Annotated in this window: 13 protein-coding genes and 3 pseudogenes; 2 read left to right on the top strand and 14 right to left on the bottom strand. The window is 45.2% G+C overall.

Going from position 1 to position 20271, the window contains the following annotated elements; translation table 11 throughout:
- Positions 1–200, top strand: a pseudogene (locus RIG66_RS16755) (hypothetical protein); the annotation flags it as partial.
- Here RIG66_RS16755 and RIG66_RS16750 read toward each other — a convergent pair.
- Both RIG66_RS16750 and RIG66_RS16745 read right to left on the bottom strand, forming a co-directional pair.
- Positions 190–557, bottom strand: a pseudogene (locus tag RIG66_RS16750) (Uma2 family endonuclease). The pseudogenes RIG66_RS16755 and RIG66_RS16750 sit on opposite strands and share 11 nt — an antisense overlap.
- A 21-nt stretch (positions 558–578) precedes the next feature.
- Positions 579–3233 (bottom strand): tetratricopeptide repeat protein, encoded by a 2655-nt coding sequence (locus tag RIG66_RS16745; protein ID WP_446379916.1) that lies wholly within the window; start codon positions 3231–3233, stop codon positions 579–581.
- A 186-nt stretch (positions 3234–3419) separates the two neighbouring features.
- Here RIG66_RS16745 and RIG66_RS16740 point away from each other — a divergent pair.
- Positions 3420–3671 (top strand): annotated as a pseudogene (locus tag RIG66_RS16740) (ATP-binding protein); the annotation flags it as partial.
- 117 nt (positions 3672–3788) lie between these two features.
- Here the strand turns inward: RIG66_RS16740 and RIG66_RS16735 are convergent.
- The 12 genes from RIG66_RS16735 to kaiC form a co-directional block, all read right to left on the bottom strand.
- A complete protein-coding gene (locus RIG66_RS16735; protein ID WP_446379915.1) occupies positions 3789–4625 on the bottom strand; it encodes an ABC transporter permease in 837 nt (278 codons plus the stop codon).
- 184 nt (positions 4626–4809) lie between these two features.
- A complete protein-coding gene (locus RIG66_RS16730; RefSeq protein WP_446379914.1) occupies positions 4810–6543 on the bottom strand; it encodes a diflavin flavoprotein in 1734 nt (577 codons plus the stop codon).
- A gap of 75 nt (positions 6544–6618) precedes the next feature.
- Complete coding sequence (locus RIG66_RS16725) at positions 6619–7182, bottom strand: phosphate-starvation-inducible PsiE family protein (protein WP_446379913.1); 564 nt, start codon at positions 7180–7182, stop codon at positions 6619–6621.
- 123 nt (positions 7183–7305) lie between these two features.
- Positions 7306–8721, bottom strand: a complete 1416-nt coding sequence (locus RIG66_RS16720; protein WP_446379912.1) for an MFS transporter — start codon at positions 8719–8721, stop codon at positions 7306–7308.
- Between the two features lie 112 nt (positions 8722–8833).
- Entirely contained in the window at positions 8834–9169 is a 336-nt protein-coding gene (locus tag RIG66_RS16715; RefSeq protein WP_446379911.1) for a DUF760 domain-containing protein, read from the bottom strand.
- A gap of 276 nt (positions 9170–9445) precedes the next feature.
- Positions 9446–10306 carry an HAD-IIB family hydrolase gene (locus tag RIG66_RS16710; RefSeq protein WP_446379910.1) on the bottom strand — a complete coding sequence of 287 codons (861 nt, stop codon included), beginning with the start codon at positions 10304–10306 and terminating at the stop codon, positions 9446–9448.
- Positions 10307–10416: 110 nt separating this feature from the next.
- Positions 10417–11991 carry an ATP-binding response regulator gene (locus tag RIG66_RS16705; protein WP_446379909.1) on the bottom strand — a complete coding sequence of 525 codons (1575 nt, stop codon included), beginning with the start codon at positions 11989–11991 and terminating at the stop codon, positions 10417–10419.
- Between the two features lie 29 nt (positions 11992–12020).
- Positions 12021–13532 carry a diguanylate cyclase gene (locus tag RIG66_RS16700; protein WP_446379908.1) on the bottom strand — a complete coding sequence of 504 codons (1512 nt, stop codon included), beginning with the start codon at positions 13530–13532 and terminating at the stop codon, positions 12021–12023.
- Positions 13533–13799: 267 nt separating this feature from the next.
- Positions 13800–17378, bottom strand: a complete 3579-nt coding sequence (locus RIG66_RS16695) for a PAS domain S-box protein (RefSeq protein ID WP_446379907.1) — start codon at positions 17376–17378, stop codon at positions 13800–13802.
- Between the two features lie 21 nt (positions 17379–17399).
- Positions 17400–17744 carry a circadian clock KaiB family protein gene (locus RIG66_RS16690; RefSeq protein ID WP_446379906.1) on the bottom strand — a complete coding sequence of 115 codons (345 nt, stop codon included), beginning with the start codon at positions 17742–17744 and terminating at the stop codon, positions 17400–17402.
- A 45-nt stretch (positions 17745–17789) separates the two neighbouring features.
- Complete coding sequence (gene kaiB / locus RIG66_RS16685) at positions 17790–18110, bottom strand: circadian clock protein KaiB (protein WP_446379905.1); 321 nt, start codon at positions 18108–18110, stop codon at positions 17790–17792.
- 48 nt (positions 18111–18158) lie between these two features.
- On the bottom strand, positions 18159–19871 hold the full coding sequence (gene kaiC, locus RIG66_RS16680) for a circadian clock protein KaiC (protein WP_446379904.1): 1713 nt from the start codon (positions 19869–19871) through the stop codon (positions 18159–18161).
- Between the last annotated feature and the right edge of the window lie 400 nt (positions 19872–20271).

Raw genomic sequence — 20271 nt, 5'->3', positions numbered from 1 at the left:
GTTTTGGTAAAGTTTTTATCGTCATTCGTCATTCGTCATTCGTCATTCGTCATTCGTCATTCGTCATTCGTCATTCGTCATTCGTCATTCGTCATTCGTCATTCGTCATTCGTCATTCGTCATTCGTCATTCGTCATTTGTCATTCGTCATTCGTCACACTATCGATAGTTTAACTACACTGTGGCTGATTAAAACTTAACTTTGTCATAAATTTCTTCTAGAGTATTTTGAAATGAAAACGAATTGAGATTAATGATTTCATTAGCATCATCATATTCATAGAATGTCCAGTATTTTCGCTCGGTTTTGAAATAGTGTTCAATGTGCATCGTGTATTGGTCAATTAAGAGATATTCCTGAAAACTGGGAATCGTGCGATAGGCGTCAAATTTAGCGCACCACTCAGATTTAGAGCAATTTGATTATGATTTGGGGTTCCGCCAGTCATCAATGCAATTTCGCCATTAATGAATTCATGTCGTTCTTCTGAGTTAATTTCAAACTCCAGGTACTCTTTAGGGGTATAAATTTTTTGTTCTTCTGCTTGGATTATCATTTGATTTAATGTCTCAATCGTTTATTGTTCAATCAACCTCCAGAAGCGATCATCCTCTGCGATCGCGTCAAAATCTAAATCCGTTCTGGCTTCCTGACGATACGCCGGATTCAGGGCGATCGCTTTCTCTAAGTTGTCGATACTGAAGTGAGCCTGACGTTGGTGAGCATAGCCGATGGCTTTCTGATAAAAAGCCGGAGCATAATCGGGTTGAATGGCTAACGCCTGATCATAGCTCTCTAAGGCTTCCTGCTCTCGTTTCAACTTGAGTAACATATTACCCTTATAAGTCCACGCTTTATGAGACTCTGGTTTCAGTTCGATTGCCTTCTCAAACGAGGTTACCGCCTCTTCATACCGTTCCAATACCGCCAAGGCTAACCCGCGATTAAACCAGGCTATGCCATCATCGGGTTGCACTTGCACGGCTTTGTCAAAGGAATTATACGCCTCTTCGTGTTGTTGTAGTGCGCCGAGTACCACGCCACGATTCACCCAAGCTTCATGGTAATCGGGTTTGATTTCCAACGCCTGCTCAAAGGAGGCGATCGCATCTTCCCGGCGTTTCAATCTCCCTAGCATCATTCCCCGATTCAACCAGGCTTTATAATCCTTTGGCTGGATTTGAATCACTTTATTAAACGCGACTAACGCCCCTTCATAGCGCTGTAATTCTCGCAAAGCTAATCCGCGATAGTACCAGGTATCCGGGGCTTCGGGGGCGAGTTCCAATCCTCGATCCAAGGATGCGATCGCGTCTTGATAGCGTTGTAATTCCCACAAGGCGACACCGCGCTGATGCCAGAGATTCGCGTTATCAGGTTGTAGTTCTAAGGCTTGATCATATTGTGCGATCGCCTCTTCATAGTTACCTTGGGCAAATAAATTATCCCCCTGATTAATATAATCCTTAACATTCAAGAAAAACTCTGGATGATTCTCATTCAATCGTTCCAGTTGTTCCGTCAGGGGTTGGATTTTTTGCAGTACATCAGATAAGGCGGATTCGGCAATTTCCGTCGGCGTAATCTCTGCCAACTTTTGCAGGATTTCCTCTTTTTGCTGTTTAGCATCAGATTGGATATCTGTCAACTCATCGGTTAACATAGACTCCAGTTTTTCCAGGCTTTGGAATGCCTGATCTTTGCGCTCTTGAATCGCTGACTGGAATTGGGAAAATTGGCTGGTAAACTCGCTTTGGATGTGACTCAAGCGTTGCAGGGTTTGGTCGCGGTTTTCTTGTACCCCTGATTGCGTCGTTGAAAGCTGACTGGTTACCTCCTGTTCCAACTTTTTCAAATTGCCCAAGGTTTGATCAATCTCTCCTTGAATTTGCGATTGAGATTGTTCCAGTTGGCGTGTCACTTCTTGGCGTAAGCGTTCCACATCCTCAAACGCGGTCGCTTGCTGCTGTTGCGCCTGTTGTTCGGCTTCGGTTTTGATCTCCGTCAATTGCGGTGAGAACTCTGAGGCGAGGCGTTGCAGATTCTCTAGAATACTCTCCCGTTCTTGTTGCGTGGTGGTTTGCAGTTGGGTTAATTGCTGTTTAAACTCCGTTTCCGCCTGTTGTAAATTCTGTAAAATCGCCGCTTTTTGATCATCCAGTGACCCTTTCACTTGGTCAAGCTGGGGGGTAAACTCCGTCTGGAGTTTTTCTAAGTTCTGGAGAATCCTATCCCGTTGTTTTTGTGCCTCGTTTTGCAGTTGGGTTAATTGCTTACCAAACTCGGTTTCTGTTTTTTGCAAGCGCTGGATAATTGCTGCTTTTTCCGTTTCAGCCGCCTGTTTCAGTTTCGAGAGTTCTGGGGCAAATTCGCTACTCAGTTGTTCTAAACTCTGGAGAATTGCATCCCGTTGGCTTTGGGCTTGGTTAAACAGTTCCGCCAGTTGATTACTAAACGCCGTTTCTGAATTTTTCAGGTTTTCCACCACCCGATCTTTTTCGGCGTGGGTATCCTGTTGCAATTTCGCCAGTTCCGGGGTAAATTGGGCGCTTAATTGTTTCAGGTTCTCCAGAGTATCTGTTTGTTCCGATTCCACCTGAGAACGCAGTTGGGATAAATGATCAGAAAACTCGTTATCAACTTGGGCAAGGGCTTTTTGGGCGTCTTTAATATGGGTATTTAAATCCCGCAGTGCTTGTTGTTGAGAGTCCGAGAGTTCACTCAGAAGCTGGGATGACTCCTTCTGCTTCATGCCAATATCTTCATAGAAGTCATCGGCTTCTCGATTCAAATCATTGGCTAAATCTTCGGTACGTTCCAGAATCGCTTGTACCTGTTGATTCGCCTGATTAATCTTCCCTTCTAAGTCAGTTAATTCATTCAGATGCGCCCTCACCAAATCCGCCACCTCACGAATTACCGCCCGTCGCAACAGGAATAACCCGACAATCGCCGCAATTAACAGCAGCGCCAAAACCGCCAGGAGGACATTAAACAGGGTGGTGGTGCGACTAAAGGCGCGATTAGCTTCCGCCTGCACCTGTTCTTGGATACGCTGTTCCTCCCGCAACTGTTCCAACTCTTCTTCTTCAGAATCAGAAAGCGCTTGAGATACTAGCGCATCTTGGGCGATGGATTGAGGCTGGATAACGCCAACAGACAATAGGATAGTCGAAAAGACGACCGTACTTAACGATAGGAATGCCAAAGTCACCGAATTTATGCGCTTCATCAGAACGTCCTTTGCCTATTGCTCTCCCGTTGCCATCTGATTTCTAACCTTACCTCAAAATCAATATCACTGACTCAAGCTAGTGGCGTGGCACAGCTAAAATGGTGGAATAGATTTGACCATTGAATCGGGCGCACGTCGGTGCGCCCCTACATTTCCGGGCGTAATTCTAATTCAATTCACCCAATGACTTCACTCCCTCCCAACCGCGCTACCCCCCTGAAAGCAGCTTTTCGGGCTTGTGATGTGGGTTCCCTGCTGGGTCCTGATGTGGAACGATATTATGTGGATTTGTCAGAAGTACGGAATACGGAAGCGATTGAAGGAGTTAGCGCCCGTTTAGACTTTCTTGAACCTGCTGAATTTAGCTCAATTTTATTTACCGGACATCGGGGATGTGGTAAGAGTACCGAACTGCGGCGGATTCAGCACCGATGGTTTTTCTATTCTGTTTTGAAAAGTTCTACTTTTCCCCTTCAAATTAGCTTCTCAAATTAGTTTGTGAGAAATGCGGGTAGAATAGGCCACGGCAATGCCGTGCCCCTACCCTTCTACTTAACTATGGGGATCTAACGCATCTCTTAAACCATCTCCGAGTAAATTAAAGGCTAAAACAGTTAGGGTAATAAATAAACCAGGAAACAAAATTGTCCAGGGAGATGATAGGGAATAGCCACCCTTAAATGCATCGGATAACATCGTTCCTAATTCCGGCGTGGGAGGTTGTGCGCCTAACCCTAAAAAGCCTAACCCTGCTGCTTCTAAGGTAGCCGTACCAATGGAAAGTGTCCCTTGCACGACTAAAGGACTCAAGCTAGCGGGTAAGATATGATAAACAATAATCCGTCCCGGCGTAGCACCAAACGATCGCACGGTTTGCACAAAGTCCTGTTCCCGCAAGGATAGCACCATAGAACGAGTCAAACGGATAAAGATGGGGACTTGCACCACACCCACAGCAATCATCACACTGGAGATACTTGGACCGGTTACCGTAACGATCGCGATCGCGAGTAGAATTGAGGGAAAGGCTAATAGGATATCGGTGAACCAGCCAATCACGGTTTCTAACCCGCCTCGAAAATAACCCGCGATTAACCCTAACACGACTCCCACGATTAGCCCTAATCCCACGGAAACTAAACCGATAAATAAAGAGGTGCGTAACCCATACCATACCAGGTCAAGAATATCTCGTCCTAAACCATCGGTGCCAAACCAATAATCCAAGCTGGGGGGTTGTAACCGGGCGGTATAATTGCGATCGGTTGCCGGGTTATAAGGATTGAGAATCGGTGCCAACAGCGCCAATATGATTATAGTAAGCGTGATTCCCAGACCAATTTTGCCTGATGTTGATTGCCCAAATCGCTGAACGGCTTTGTTTTCCATGGAAACAGGGAACAGAGAGATAGGGGAGATGGGGGAGATGTAGGGGCGGGTTTGACAGCTAACGGGAAGGTTTTAACCCAGATATCCCTAAACCCGCCCCGACTAAATGACGAATGACAAATGACGAATGACGAATAACAAATGACAAATGACAAATGACGAATGACGAATGACGAATGACAAATCAATAACGATTTCCCGATTTACGGTGATGTACGGCGGTCATCCCGGTTGATTGCAATACTTTACCATTATCAACAATCGCATAGACTAACCAGTGATCGCCACAATCCATCCGACTCTGCACTGTACATTCTAAATAAGCCAGGGCATCTTTGATAATCGGACAACCATTTTCCGCTGTTTCCGTCTCTAACCCCGCAAATCGATCGTCCCCTGGGGCAAAAGATTGTAAAAAGTGTCGCCGGACATTCATCCCTTCTTTTAAGATATTCAGGACAAAACTATCTCCCGTATGCGTCAGAGACTCAACTGCCCGATCTTTGGCAATAGCAACAGTAATCCCTGGCGGATTGAATGAGGCTTGGGTTACCCAAGAGGCTAACATCCCACTACGAACATTACCACGCTGCGCCGCAACAACACATAATGACCCGACAATTCGTCCCACCGCCTGCGCCGTTCGGTCAATTTGGGCGCTGCTGACGGCTTGTTTGGGGGCGCGGAATTTCTTGGATTTTTTCAGCGCCTGGGCAAAATCTGTGCCGACTTCTTTACAATATTGAATTGTCTCGTCGTCAGGTTTAAACTTAACCCGAATCGGTTCAAATCCCAGGCGATACCCGGCATCTAAGAGTTTGCTTTCAATTTCATCAACGGCTTCCCCACTCCAGCCATAGGAACCAAACACCCCAGCTAGTTTGGTTTTCGCGGCATTGGAGAGGACAATCCCTAACGCCGTTTGCACTTGAGTGGGGGTATGCCCGCCCAGGGTAGGGGAACCAATCAGAAAGCCATCACAGCGTTGAATCGCGGCTTCAATCTCCCCAGGTTCGGCAAATTCACAGTTAATTGATTCGACGGCTGCACCAGTTTTGGTGATTCCTCTGGCGATCGCTTGGGCTAATGTGGCAGTATTCCCATAAGCTGATGCATAAATTAGCGCTATTGTCAAGTCCTGTTCGGTTTGCTGCTGACCCCATTGACGATAGTCATGGAGGAATCGACTGAGGCTGTAGCGGACAATCGGACCATGACCTGGCGCGTACATTTTCGCCGAGAACGTGGCTAGTTTGTTCAGGGCGACGTCCACCTGTCGCGCTTGGGCAGCATGGAGACAATCATAATAGTAGCGTCGGTCTTCGTCTAGGCGTTTCCAGTTTTCATCGAAGAGTTCATCGCCGCAGACATGGGCGCCGAAGAGTTTATCGGTAAATAGGATACGGCTTTGGGGGTCATACGTACATTGTCCATCGGGCCAACGGGGTGTGGGGATGGGGATGAATTGTAGCTGATGATTTTGACCTAAGTCTAAGGTTTCCTCGCCTTTGGGTACCCAAATATTGCATTGGTGTTCCCGTAAGGCATTTTGTAACGCAACCGCCCCGGCTTTAGAACAAACAAAGGTAATTTGTGGGGCTAACTCTAGCAAAGCTTTCAGCGTCACCATCCGGTTGGGATTAACGTGACCTAAAATCACATAATCCAATTGCTGCACATTCATGCATTGCTGCAATTGAGTCAGGAAGATTTCGGTAAAGGATTCCCCTGGCGGATCAATCAGCGCTGTTTTATCCGCTTGGATAAGATAGGAGTTGGCGGTTGTACCCCGTTGCAGGGAATATTCTACCTCAAACTTGAGCCTATCCCACGTCCGCGATCGCAAAACAGTTGTATCCGTTCCTTCAATGGCGGCGACTTGGACATCACGGGGTTTAATATCAGGTATTGTAGTCATCGATAATCAGTTGAACGTAATGTTGACGTTTTAGTTTAAGGAAAAGGGAACAGCCAAGAACATGATATTCGGAACTCAGTTACCCCTTTTATCTGCCACAACCGTCGTATTGGCGTAAGGAGTTAACGGGTTATTAGAATCAGTGACTTGATTCATTGTCGGCTGTTTATATTGCAAAGACAACCGTTTTTCTGGGTCAATCCCATCAAATGTTGGTGGCAAATAGACTCGTACAATTAATAAAGCTGCCATCACCATTAAGAACGCACAGGCAGCTAAAATTTGAATCCAGGAGGTTTCCAAGACTCCCCGCACAATCACCTCCCGCAGAACCGAGACAATTGAAACTTCCACTGCTACTCCAATCGATACCCGCTGTTCTTGTAAGTAAATAATCAGCAGTCGGAATAACTCAACCAAAATCAGCAAGAACAGAATATCTGAAGTGACGCCAGGGAAATCTAGAGGCGGTAGCAACTCCAAAAACATTTCTCGTAGCTGAATCGCCATCAAAGCAAATAAGCCAACACAGAGGGAAATGATAAATAAGTCTTGAATTGTTTCCAGCGCCCGGACGATGCGATTCTGCTTAAGCTGTTCGTACCAGTTCGGCGGCGAGGATGTTAGAGGATCGTGCATGGGAGGTTCCTTCTGTATCACTAGAACCTAGGTTACATTCTTTTGCCTTATCAATACAACAATTTATTATTTAAAATACTAATATTCTACATCAACAGACATTGATGCTTGTTTAAGCCTCACTTACGCATCCCTATTCCGGCGTTCGATGAGTTTCAGCAGGATTTCTCCATGAAAGGAACGACTAATCGGATAGAAGTACGCCCAAGCTAAACCTCCCATGAGGACAATAGCAGGAATCGGACCAATCAGCAGACGAATCGTCCACAACGCGGATTCTGGTTGAGTCACGGGTAATTGTTCGGATGTGGTGGAGATGAACCCAGACACGTCGAGGGCTTTACCCACGAGGAAAAGTGCGATCGCGACGGCAATTTTGTGTATTTGTACAACTAATCCGTAGAAAATACCCTCCCGTCGTTGTCCGGTGTTGAGTTCGTCGAAATCAACAACATCGGGAAGCATTGACCAGGGTACAATATAAGCCGTAGACAAACCCAGCCCCACAAATACCGCCAGAACATACATTAATCCCACTTGATTGGGTTGTAAGAAACATAGTCCTAGCAACGCGCATAAGCTGAACGGGATACCCATGCCATAGATAGCACGTTTACCCACACGTTTCGCGATCGCACTCCAGACAAATGTCATGCTTAGGGCTGTTCCTTGAACCGTTAGCGCGGTTTGGGTAAAGTGATGATCAGGTAATCCCATCCAATGAACCACAAAATAGGGCAGAATCGCCGCCGTTGTTTGCAGACTTAACCAAGAACACAAATAAATCCCAATTACACAAATAAACGGGAAGTTACTGAACGCAATCCGAAATTGTTGGGTGATGGGTAAAAAAGATACTTGAGTCACGGATTCCCGTTGGGCTTCGATTTGCTTATAACGCTTATGCGTTCCCCAAACACATAGAAAAACCGCTAACGTGGCGACGATGGCACAAATTGTTCCCAGAATCCGATATTCTTGAGACGGATCATCAATCTGGGCAAAAATAATCTGGGCTAAACCCAGCGAGAAAATACTTGCACCGATACTAAACGCGGCTTTAAAGCTAATTAAACCAATGCGTTCGTCATAGCTTTGAGTGAGTTCAGCCGCTAACGCATTATGGGTGAGGACTACCGAGGTAAACGCGGCATAAAAGAGAATCCCAACTCCGCCGTAATAGGCAAACAGTAGCCATTGATTCGAGGTGGGCGGAACAAACCACTGTAAGCTAAAGCCAATCCCCAAGGGAATCGCCCCGATCAGCATCCAGGGGTAACGCCGCCCTAAGGGGGAACGAGTGCGATCGCTCAAATACCCGATCATCGGATCGTTAATCGCATCCCAAACCTTGCCAATCAGCAAAACACTCCCAGCCAAGGTGGGATTTAACCCCGCCACATTGGTGAGGAAAAACAGCAAGAAAAAGACTAAGATATTACCCGGAATCTCTCCTCCCAGTTCTCCAACTCCATAAGCGAGTTTGGTGGGTAAATTCAAGGGTTCACTGGGAGTTTTCTGGGGAAAAGGGTTAGCCATCAGGGAAGTTTACCACTCATTTTGAGCGATCATCTCACTTCTGATGGCAGATGACAAGGTTGTCTTTTGTCCTTCGTCCGTCGTCCTTTGTCCTGAGTTCACAGATTATCAATTAATTATCATGCATTTCTGCGACTTCGTGCAGCGACTTTTCAAATTCCAGGCGCTGTTGAGCATTGCGGAGAAAGTAACCGCTCATCATTGCAGAAACTAATAACCGACTTAGATTTTCGCGGTTGGTCGTAACAGTGACATTAAAATGTTCGTGAGGAAGTGCGCCTAACATTCCGATTAGGTTGCGTTCCATCACCTGAATCACTTCCGGATCGGGTTTAGAGAGTTGAGCAACGGTTTCTGGATGCAGAGACTGGACATATTGCCAGAGTAAGTTACCGCCTTCGCCTTCGTTGTCGAAGAATTCTGGAACTCGATTGGACAGATTGTTCATGGTAATAATCGAAATTGGGTAGTGTCGTTTGTTTTCCTATCTCTTATCTCTTACTTTAATCAATCTCTTAGCCGTCGCCTAGTGAGTGCAACCGAACACCTGTGGCGGATTTTACGACGTGATCAACTATAGACTTACATTAACCCTGAGCGAAGTCGAAGGGTTAAATAGGTGGACACAATAAAAGCTAACGGTGAAAATCGTCATTTGTCATTTAGTCGGGGCGGGTTTAGTTACATCTGGGTATAACCAAAAAAATAGTAGTGAAACCCGCCCCTACACACTCTCCCTCATCTCCCTCATCTTCCCCATCTTCCCCTGCTCCCCCAAGACAACCCCTCTCACTGCTTCCGCCCAACCCTGAGAACCGGGTGCGGGTGCGACTTGCCATTCTTTACCGGATAAGCCGGGATGAATGCCTTTATTTCCAGGAACAATTACCGGACTATCCACCGCTTCCAGCATCTCCAAGTCATTGGGACTATTGCCTAAACCCAGGGTGGTAATTTTGGCATCGGGTCGAGCAGATTGGTAGGAGTCTACTAACCACTGTACCGCTTTTCCTTTACCTGCTCCAGCACCAATCAAATGACAGAAGCGATCGCCAACAACTATCCGGTATCCTAAGTCTTGTACTATTTCGTTAAGGCGTTCTGGTGTTACCTTCTTAGGAGTCACAAAGGGTTCGCTAAACTCCCGCGCTTTGGCTTGTTTTGCTTCATCGGAGGACAATCCTGTCAAGTGACAAATCTCGGCTTCACTCATATCTCCAAATCCCTGCAAGGGTTCATTGATAACGGTGGCTATTTTCTCTAATCCCTGTCTTGCTTCAGCATAAGTAAAACCTAAGCGATGCAGATAATAACCCCCACATTGGTTACTTTTGGGTAAGGTTAAATCGTTATAATCGAGGGGAACAAAGATACCGCTACCATTTTCCACAATAAACGGATCATTGATTTGTAGGGATTGGCGTAGCGTTTCAACTTCTAGGCGTGCCTTACTGGTAACCGGAATAACCGGAACCTGATTATTCTTTAAGGTAGTGAGAACAGGAATCGCCTTCTGATAACTGTAAGTATTAGAATCTAGAAGTGTGCCATCTAAGTCAGTAAAAATGATTAAAACGTTTGTCATTCGTCATACCCAATTTGGGTGAGCCACCCCGATTATAACCCAGTCCGTGCAGGCGGACTACCCTTCGGAAAGGCTTCGCATACATTTGTTTAGCTGCGATTTCAATCGCCCTAACAGGTAGTCATTTTTCCGCCATAATCATAATACTGATCAATTAATTTCAGAATCTCCTCATAATCAAAGTTATCCGCGAGTTCCAACACCTGCGTAACAAAGGCAAGATAGTTAGCATTTAATTGTTGGAGTCGCGAAATTTGCTGCTGCACATTTTGAACGTCACCCATTTGAGCACCTTCATACAGCAGTAGTAGTTCTGCTAGCGGCGGAACCACCAGTTCAGGTTCTGGGGATAAAGTGTTGATGATTTGATGCGACTCATCCCCAAGTTCCTGAGATAGAGTTTGGCTCTGACTATCATCAATTTCAGTAAAATCTGACCAGGATAAAGGTGTATACACATCCAAATCAAACCAAAATTTGCTTCCTAGGTTTGGACAACTTTCCAGAAAAATTTTACTCCCCATAAGCACAAGGATTTTTTGGCTAATGGTCAGTCCTAATCCCGTTCCTTCTGGGCTATGCGAACTCTTCATCACTTGCTCAAAAGGCAAAAAAATCTTCTCCCATTTTTCTGGAATAATTCCTATCCCTGTATCTTCGATTTCAAAGCGGATCTTGGCAAAGATTTTTTTTGCTTTACCCGTTGGCTTAAATGAAGTTACTTTATGTTCATTCAGTTCATAAGTGTAACTTCTGACACTCACTTTTAAAGTGACACTACCTTGATGAGTAAATTTAATTGCATTAGAAAGCAAATTAATTAAAACTTGGCGCAGTCGTTTTTCATCAATATATATCTCTGGAGGTAGGGAAGTGAGCTTAAAATAGACAAATTTAATTTTTTTCTCTTGAGCTTTAAAGGTAAAGAGTTCTACCAGGTTGTTTAAAAATAAATAGAAATCAATATAGTCAGGAAAAAGTTCTAGTTTTTGAGCTTCGATTTTAGACAAATCTAAAATATCATTAATCAGCGTAAGCAGATGACTACCACATTGATAAATAACACTAAGCCCCTTGTGTTGTAAAGGCGTGCAATCTGTATCTTTTTGCAGCAGTTGAGCGTAACCCAAAATGCCTGTGAGAGGAGAACGGAGTTCATGACTCATGTTAGCTAGAAACACACTTTTGGCACGGTTGGCGGCTTCAGCTTGCTCAACGGCTTGGTGCAAAGCGGCTTCAGTTTGCTGGCGAATCTGAATTTCTTGAATTAGCTGTGCATTTTGCTCAACGAGTTGTTGAGAAAGTCTCTGGAGGCGCAATTGATTCTCGACTCGCGCCACAACTTCTGGGGCTTGAAAGGGTTTGGTAATGTAGTCCACACCGCCAACGGCAAAGGCTTTTAGTTTATCAGCCGTTTCATTTAAGGCACTTAAAAATATGATGGGAATTGAACCAGTGGTGGTGTCTTGTTTAAGAATCGAGCAGACTGTATAGCCATCCATCTGTGGCATTTTAATGTCGAGGAGAATTAAGTCTGGCGGGTGAGAACGAACCGTTTCTAATGCCACCTTTCCACTAATAGCTTTTCTAACTTTATAACCCTCCAATTTAAGAATTGCAGCCAAGGATCGCAGGTTGTCTATATTGTCATCTACGATTAAAAGACTCGTTTGCTTGTCTACCATAACCACCCTCTGCTCTCGTCGGTTTAATTTTAAATAGTGCAGTATAAATTTACAGGAATTGAGTATTCCGCTACCGTCTGATTTCTGCCTCCTGCTTTGGCTCGATACAGTGCCTGATCTGCCTGAGCAATTAACGCTTCTACATTCACTAAAGGATTAGGAATTAGGCTAGACACGCCTAAACTTAAAGTGACATATTCACTAATCTCGGAACCCCCATGGGGAACCTTGAGAGTTTCCACGCCTTGGCGGATAGTTTCGGCAACATGAATCGCGCCTTTGGCATCAGTATTGGGTAAAATTACGGCAAATTCTTCACCGCCATAGCGGGCGACTAAATCGGCGGGACGTTTAACTAAGAGGCGGATTTTAGTGGCTACGTTTCGCAGACAATCATCGCCGGCTTGATGTCCATAGGTATCGTTATAACCCTTAAAAAAATCAATATCTCCTAAAATTAAGGAAAGGGGGAGTTGCTCTCGAAATAGTCGTTGCCATTCTCGATGAATGTATTGGTCAAATTTGCGGCGATTGGCGATTCCAGTTAAGCCATCTATAGTCACTAAATATTTGAGTTTCTGATTGGCTTCAAATAAAGCCGTTTCGACTTTAATCCGCTGGATCAATGTGCCTAACTGAGCCGCAATAAGCTGAATAAAGTCGATTAATTTGGGATCGGATTCACTCCTGGCTTGTTTGAAAAAGACTAAAATGGCTAAGACGCGATCGCGAAACAGAATCGGTACACCGACACCCGTGTTCAGGTCAAGATTTAACCCCCCTTTAGCACAAAGACAACAGCCAGCCGATTCTGCCGAAATCTCAGTGATCCATTCCGGCTTTTTCGATACCCACACTCGCCCCGGTAGTCCAATATTCGGCGCAAAGGTAGTAGTTTGTCGATGATATCTAAATAAGTTAAAGGTGGGATCACGACTATACCATCCCCGACTACAATCCAGGAAAGTTTCTTTAGGATTAGGAATCCACGCTTCAGCAAAATCCCAATCGATAGTTTGACAAATTTTCGTTAATGTGATGGTTAGGGCAGACTGAAAATCATCGGTTTGGCTAATCCGCTGAGTCAGGGTTAATAAAAGCTGTAATTGGGCATTTTGATCTTGAAGTTGCTTCTTTTGGGCGAGAAGTTCTTGGCGTTGATGGGCGATCATCAGGTTATTTTTAACGCGGATTAATACCTCTTGCGCCTGAAAGGGTTTTACAATATAATCTGACCCACCGACGTTAAAGGCTTTTACTTTATCGGCTACGTCATCTAAGGCACTCAAAAAGATAACGGCAATCCTTTGAGTAGCGGTGTTGGCTTTTAGAGTGGAGCAAACAGTATAGCCATCCATTTGCGGCATTTTGATGTCGAGGAGAATTAAGTCTGGCGGGTGGGAACGAATGGTTTCTAACGCCATTTTGCCACTCATGGCTTTTCTCACTTTATACCCAGCACTGCTGAGGATGGCAGCCAGCGATCGCAGATTATCCGGATGGTCATCTACAATTAAGATATTCGCTTTAACCTCTAACATCGCTGCCCTCCTCTGTCATAAGTAATAACTCTATTGTAGAGCCAGGTTTAGGGACAATTGTAGGGGCGGGTTTAGGGAATCAATTCAGCTAGTCACCGATAACGGAAAAACAAAACCCGCCCTCCCCACTTTCCGCTATTATGGGATACGTTTGATCCCCCTAAATCCCCCTTAAAAAGGGGGACTTTAACGGTATCAGGGTGTGTTAATATAGCTGTTACCGCTGTAAATGAACAACAAAACCCGCCCTTGTCAGAAATAACGGAACTACTTATCTGAATTAATAACAGCTTGAGCTAGCTGAATAATTGGATAAAACTGGAAATTGTGAGCCAGATGGCTTAGAGTTGTGATTAGAAGCGTTTCCTCTGGCGGAATTTGTTCAATAAGCGAGACGATTTCTTCATCATCACAAAGCTGTGCCGCTTCAGAGAGCATTTCAATCCAGGATAGGGGCATCACCGATAAACGTTTAGGAGTTAACTGATTGACGTTAACCGATGTCTCTAGTTTAGTAGTTCTGGATAAGTTTGGGTGATCATCTGCATAAACATAGCGCACTCCTAAATATTCTTCCATCTTGGCAAACAACCTTTCCACTTGAAAAGGTTTTGTAACATAATCATTACAACCCGCTTGTAGTGCCGAGGCGCGATCGCTATGGGAAGCATAAGCCGTTAACGCGATAATAATTGGGGTTTGACTGTCTGATTGGCAACGAATCTGTTGCGTCGCCTGATAGCCATCCATGACAGGCATACGCATATCCATCCAAATCAGATCGGGTTGCCATTCTTGCCACAATGTCAGCACTTCCTGTCCATTTTCCACCTCGCGCACCTCTAACCCTGGAAAGGTTAACAGCTTAACCAAAATTTGGCGGTTTTCGGGTTTGTCGTCAGCAACAATAATCCGGTAGGAGGGTTGATTGGGAACTAATCCAATAACTCGGCGGTGAGTATGAACAAGTTCCATATTGGATGCATCAGCCAAGTGAACCGGAATCTCAAAGCTGAATGTACTTCCTTGATTCAGTTGACTACTCACCTGAATATCACTACCCATTAATTGGACAAACTTACGGCTAATTGCTAACCCTAAACCTGTCCCTTCATTTGCCACTTTCCCGGCGTTAGTTTGGATAAAAGCATCAAAGATACTCCCTAATTCCCTTGGCGCAATTCCCACGCCTGTGTCGGAAATCTCGAAACGGAGATGGGGAGATGAGGGAGATGGGGAAGAAAAGCCTTCTGCCTTCAAAAGTGCTACACGTAAAGTAATACTACCCTGTGGCGTGAATTTAATCGCATTAGTGAGCAGATTAATCAGAACTTGGCGCAGTTTGTTGCTATCTGCCTGAATATAGTGAGGAACATCAGCCGCAATATTTAAGTGAAGCTGCAACCCTTTAGCCCGTGCTTTGTGTTGAAACATCTCTTGGAGCGATCGCATCAAGGCAATTAGGTCAAAATCGCTCTCGTCTACGCTAATACATCCGGCTTCGATTTTCGATAAATCCAGGACATCGTTAATCAAACTGAGTAAATGATTGCCACTCTTATTAATAATGTCTAAATTTTCTTGTTCCTCTGGAGTAATCGCTGGATCACGACTCATCACCTGGGTAAACCCCAAAATAATATTCAGAGGAGTACGCAATTCATGGCTCATATTCGCCAGGAACATACTTTTTGCCTGATTCGCGGCTTCGGCGTCGGCTTTCGCCTGTTGAAGGAATAACTCTGCCTGTTTGCGTTTAGTAATGTCTCGTAAGGCAATCACATAAGCCGATTTTGAGAACCATTGAATTGGAGTTGCCTTCATTTCTGCCGTTCGCTGTTTCCCAGTTGATTGCATCAACTCAATTTCTGTGGTTTCTCCTAAAGGCATTCCCCACTGATAGTTCAGTAATGCATCTGGGGTCATATCAAAAAGCTGGGCGGCGGCGGGGTTAGCAAAACAAACCTGACCCTGGCGATCGACGATCATGATTCCGTCGCAGGTAGCAGTAATGATGGTTTGGAGTCGGGCTTCACTTTGCTGGAGTTTTTCCTCAAATTGTTTGCGTTCGGTAATGTCCTGCACAAAGGCGGTGAACACTACCTGATTATCCAGAATTAGCTTGGAAATAGAGGCTTCCGCTGGAAACTCTGTGCCATCTTTGCGGCGACCAAAAATAGCTTGGCGTTCTCCCATACGCCGTGCTTTCCCCTGAAACTGGCTGAAGGTTTTAATATGGTGGTGGTGAGCAAGGGTGTAGCGATTGGGTAACAGTAAATCCAGGGGTTGACCCAACACTTCACTCACCCGATAGCCAAACATCTTTTCCGCCCCTTGATTAAATAAAATGATGCGTTGATTGGCATCGACGGAAATAATCCCATCACTGGCAATTTCTAGAATACCCGCAAATCGAGCCTGGGACGCCCGAAGTTCCTGTTCGGCTTGGTGACGAGTTTGCAGTTCCTGTTGCAGCGCCTTGGTGCGTTCTTCTACGCGAACTTCTAAGCTGGCTTTTGCCTGTTGCAATTCGAGTTCAGCTTGCTTACGAAGCGTCACATCCAGAGCAGTGCTAATCACCATGCGCCGCCCATCACTCAGCTTACCCAAGGGGGCGGAATAGAAATCCCAGATGCGAGTGGAGCCATTACGAGTGATAATGGTATATTCGCCTTCGCCAATAGGTTGATTGAAACCATATAACTGATCAATCGTTGCCCGAACTAACGCTTGGCGAGTACCGTAGGCTTTTTGAGTCCAATCTGCGATCGTGGGTATGTCTTGATGGGTGTAACCCGTGAGTTCTCTCCACGCCTGGTTAATCTGCAAAACTTCGCCATCTTCAGCATGGAGCATAATCGGCATAGGTGAATAGAGGACAGCACGACGAAAGCGTTCCTGGCTCTCTTGCAGCGCTTTTTCTGACTGTTTACGAGAGGTAATATTCGTCAGCGTCACCACACACCCTTGGATCTGGTTTTTGGAGTTCAACAACGCCCGCCCACTCAGGAGTAAATGGAATTCTTGCCCATCCTCTCGCCCAAAAACGACTTCAACCCCTTGGAAGGTTTCCCCATTTAGAATTGTGGCGATGGAAAAGGGGTGTCCTGAGGTTGGGGATGGTGAGGACATTGTATGATTATCTTCCCGAATAGTAGATGAGCCAAACATCAGCAAAAAAACCTGATCAAATGGCTGAAGTATGGGATTTTTACCACAAAGTTCCTGGGTAGCCATACTGGTGCGGATAATAATTCCCCTTTGATCACAGACCACAATCGCGTCAGCCACTTGCTCGAAAATAGAACGCGCCAGCTTTTCAGCGGCAACTATCTTTTTTTGTCGTTTATATTCCCTTAAATCTGTTAGTATTAAACAATGAATTATTAAATCCTCTATCGTCAACTTATTAACCGATAGTGCAATGGGAATCTCCGTCTGATCACGGGCAATGAGACAGAATTCCCTTTGATTGCATTTGGCTGTATCTTGCTGCAATAGGGCTTGGAAGAGGGGGCGTTCGGCAGGGTTAAGGTATTGTTGAAAGTTTGAGCCAATAACCGTTTCTAAGTCTTTTTTCAAAAGCTTGGCTAAACGGTGATTACAATACAGCAGCATTCCGTCAGATGTCACCGTAGCTGCCCCTTCTTGCATTTGTTCCACAAAGAGTCGATAAGGTTCATCGGCACTCTGTAAGGTAAAAATCTGGTCGCCTTCGGGTCCTGATACGACTAATGCATCCACCTCACCCTGGCGAATTGCCTGCAATGTTTCTTCCGCGACACTCAGGCGATCGCGTAAGTCTTGAAGTTCTTGTTCTAATTCCTCCCGTGTTTTTTCTGGCATCGATTTAAACGTAATTTATAGCTAATCATTTTTCGGCACGATATCTAGCCCCACCATAATTTTTTCGGTCTGGGACATATCACCAATAATCCGTTGTAATGGCAGGGGCAGTGTTTTAATTAGGGTGGGCGTGGCAAAAATCTGTGCTTGCTTAACCAATTCCGGTTGCTGATAAATATCGATAACCTCCAAGGTGTATCGTTCGGGAAGATAGTCTTCACAGATACTTTTGATCATTTCAATGGCACGGATCGATTTTAAGGTTGTTCCAGAAATATACAAGTGGAGACAGTAATGCGTTGTGTTGCTTTGAATCAGAGCTTGTTCAAAGGCTTCTGTCGAACTTTTTATGTTTTCATCTTCCATTGTTTTATCCTATTTGTTGATGGAATTACTTTGCCCATATACCGTCTAACTTTGTTCGGATTTCCGACGCAAATCGAGTCCTATCAAAACTTTTTCAGTATTGGCTAAATCGCCAATAATTTGTTTGATTGGCGGCGGAAGTTTTCGCACCAATGTCGGAATCGCCACAATTTTGTCTCCTTTGGCAAGTTGAGGATTTTCGAGTAGATCAATCACTTCGATATGATATTGACCACTCAGGTGTTCCTCACAGATTTTTTTCAAATTAGCAAATGCTTTAATTGATTTCGGGGTTTGCCCTGCTACATAGAGGCGCAATTGCCAAAATCCTGATGCCTGATTGCTAATTTCTTGTAGAGTTTCCATAATTAAAAACACTTGGTAGTTGATACTTGAGAGATTAACCCCAGACGTCTACTCATTGCCCTGAATGAAATCCGCCTGACGAAGCTGCGCGATCGCGACTCGGTTTTGCTGTAGACTATCTTGGTGTGATTGCTCCTCCTGCATCATCTGTTCAATATTTTCCTCTTCCCGTTCTAGCTGTGCTTGCAAGGCGGTGATTTGGGATTGGACAATCGCTTTCTGGCGGGCAAAATCGCGGTGTTTGCGCTCAAATTCCTGTTTTCGAGTCAAATTCACAGCTTTTTCTTTTTCCTCTTGAATCCTTCGCGCCGTACCCGTCAGCACCATCCCTTCTCCTAAATAGACATCGACTAACTCGACTCCCTGCTTGGTTAATTTCAATTCCCGCACCTGATTGGAGTGTTCCATCCCACGAGATTTGAGGATAAAAAATACACGATTGCGTTCGCCATTACTCTCCACAAAACGCACCTCCAGCCAGGTATCCATTAACGAGGAAACGCCGATCTCCGTCTGCTCAACAGGTATCCCCCCTTGGATTAAATTCGTCAAAAACACCGTAATTTGTTGGAATTTTAGCAGATCAATCAGACGAAAGAGAAAAGCTTTTGCTTGTAATAGAGTACCGCCCATAGTCAGATTACTCATCGGGTCAATAATCACAACCGTAGGCTGAAACTTTTTAATTAAACTGTGGATTTGTACCAGGTGCATTTCTAAGCCATAAGCCGTCGGGCGTCTCGCCTGAAACCGTAACAAGCCTTGGTTGACAAATTCCGGTAAATTAATGCCAACCGATTGCATATTGCGGATAATTTGCTGCGGGGCTTCTTCAAAGGCAAAATAGAGACAGCGTTCACCCCGCCGACAGGTGGCTTCAGCAAAATGTGCCGCCAACGTCGTTTTTCCCGTTCCCGCTGTACCTGTGATCAGAATACTGCTACCGCGAAAATATCCCTCCCCTCCCAGCATCGTGTCGAGGCGTTCAATCCCACTCGATATCCGTTCGTGGGTTACGGTATGATCCAATCCCACGGATGTAATCGGCAATACAGTAATCCCGTCTGAATTAATCAGAAAGGGATAGTCATTTGTCCCGTGACTAGACCCCCGGTACTTGACAATTTGCAACTTACGGGTTGAAATATCTTCGTAAAGACGGTGATCGAGGCGAATCACGCAATCAGAAACATACTCTTCGATGCCATAACGAGTCAGAGAGTTCTCCCCTTTTTCCCCGGTAACAATTGCCGTAACCCCTTTCGTTTTCAACCAGCGAAATAACCGCCGCAACTCTGCCCGGACAATCGCGGCATTGGACAAGCCAGAAAACAGCACTTCAACAGTATCCAGGACAACTCGCTTGGCACCTATGGCGTCAATGGCACTACCGAGGCGAATAAATAAAGCTTCTAAATCATAGTCCCCAGTTTCTTCAATCTCCTGCGGGTCAATATAAACATAATCAATCGAGAGTTTTTCTGTTGCCGTCAATTCTTCTAAATCCCAACCCAAAGACGCGACATTTTGGGTCAATTCTGCCGCCGTTTCTTCAAACGCCATGAACACACCCGGTTCTGAGTAGTCCAGGATACCCCGTACTATAAACTCCATCCCCATTAACGTCTTTCCACACCCGGCTGTTCCACAAACCAGAGTTGTTCGTCCTAAAGGCAATCCGCCATCAGTAATTTCGTCTAATCCTTTGATCCCGGTTGGGCATTTGCGAAGTTGATTTTTGGCTAATGTGGTTTTTGACATGGATTGCCCTTCCTCCGAATTTGGTTAGTCGTGGACTGGTGAAAATGAGCCACCCTTATCCATCCCCTCATCTTATCGGGAAAAAATGAGGAATTTATGACGATTGGAGCCAGGGGGATTTACACCATTGTGGTTAAATCAGGCGCACGTCGGTCATTGGTGTCAACTTAAGGTGAAAGCTCGGTTGAGCAAGGGTGTCGGGTGTCGGGTGTCGGGTGTCGGGTGTCAGGATGGAATTGTCTGTTGGAGGCTTAAAAACCTCACACCTACCACCATTCACCTCACCTATTCATCCACAATGTTTTTTTCAAACAGGCTCCGTTTAATACATAGCTCCCCAAAATTGCTCGCTTTCCCCCACACCCCGTATCCTATCGTTGGTAATGTGGCTTAAGTTGAC

Source organism: Coleofasciculus sp. E2-BRE-01, assembly GCF_040221695.1.
GTDB lineage: Bacteria > Cyanobacteriota > Cyanobacteriia > Cyanobacteriales > Coleofasciculaceae > Coleofasciculus.
This window is presented reverse-complemented; position numbering and strand designations above follow the sequence as displayed.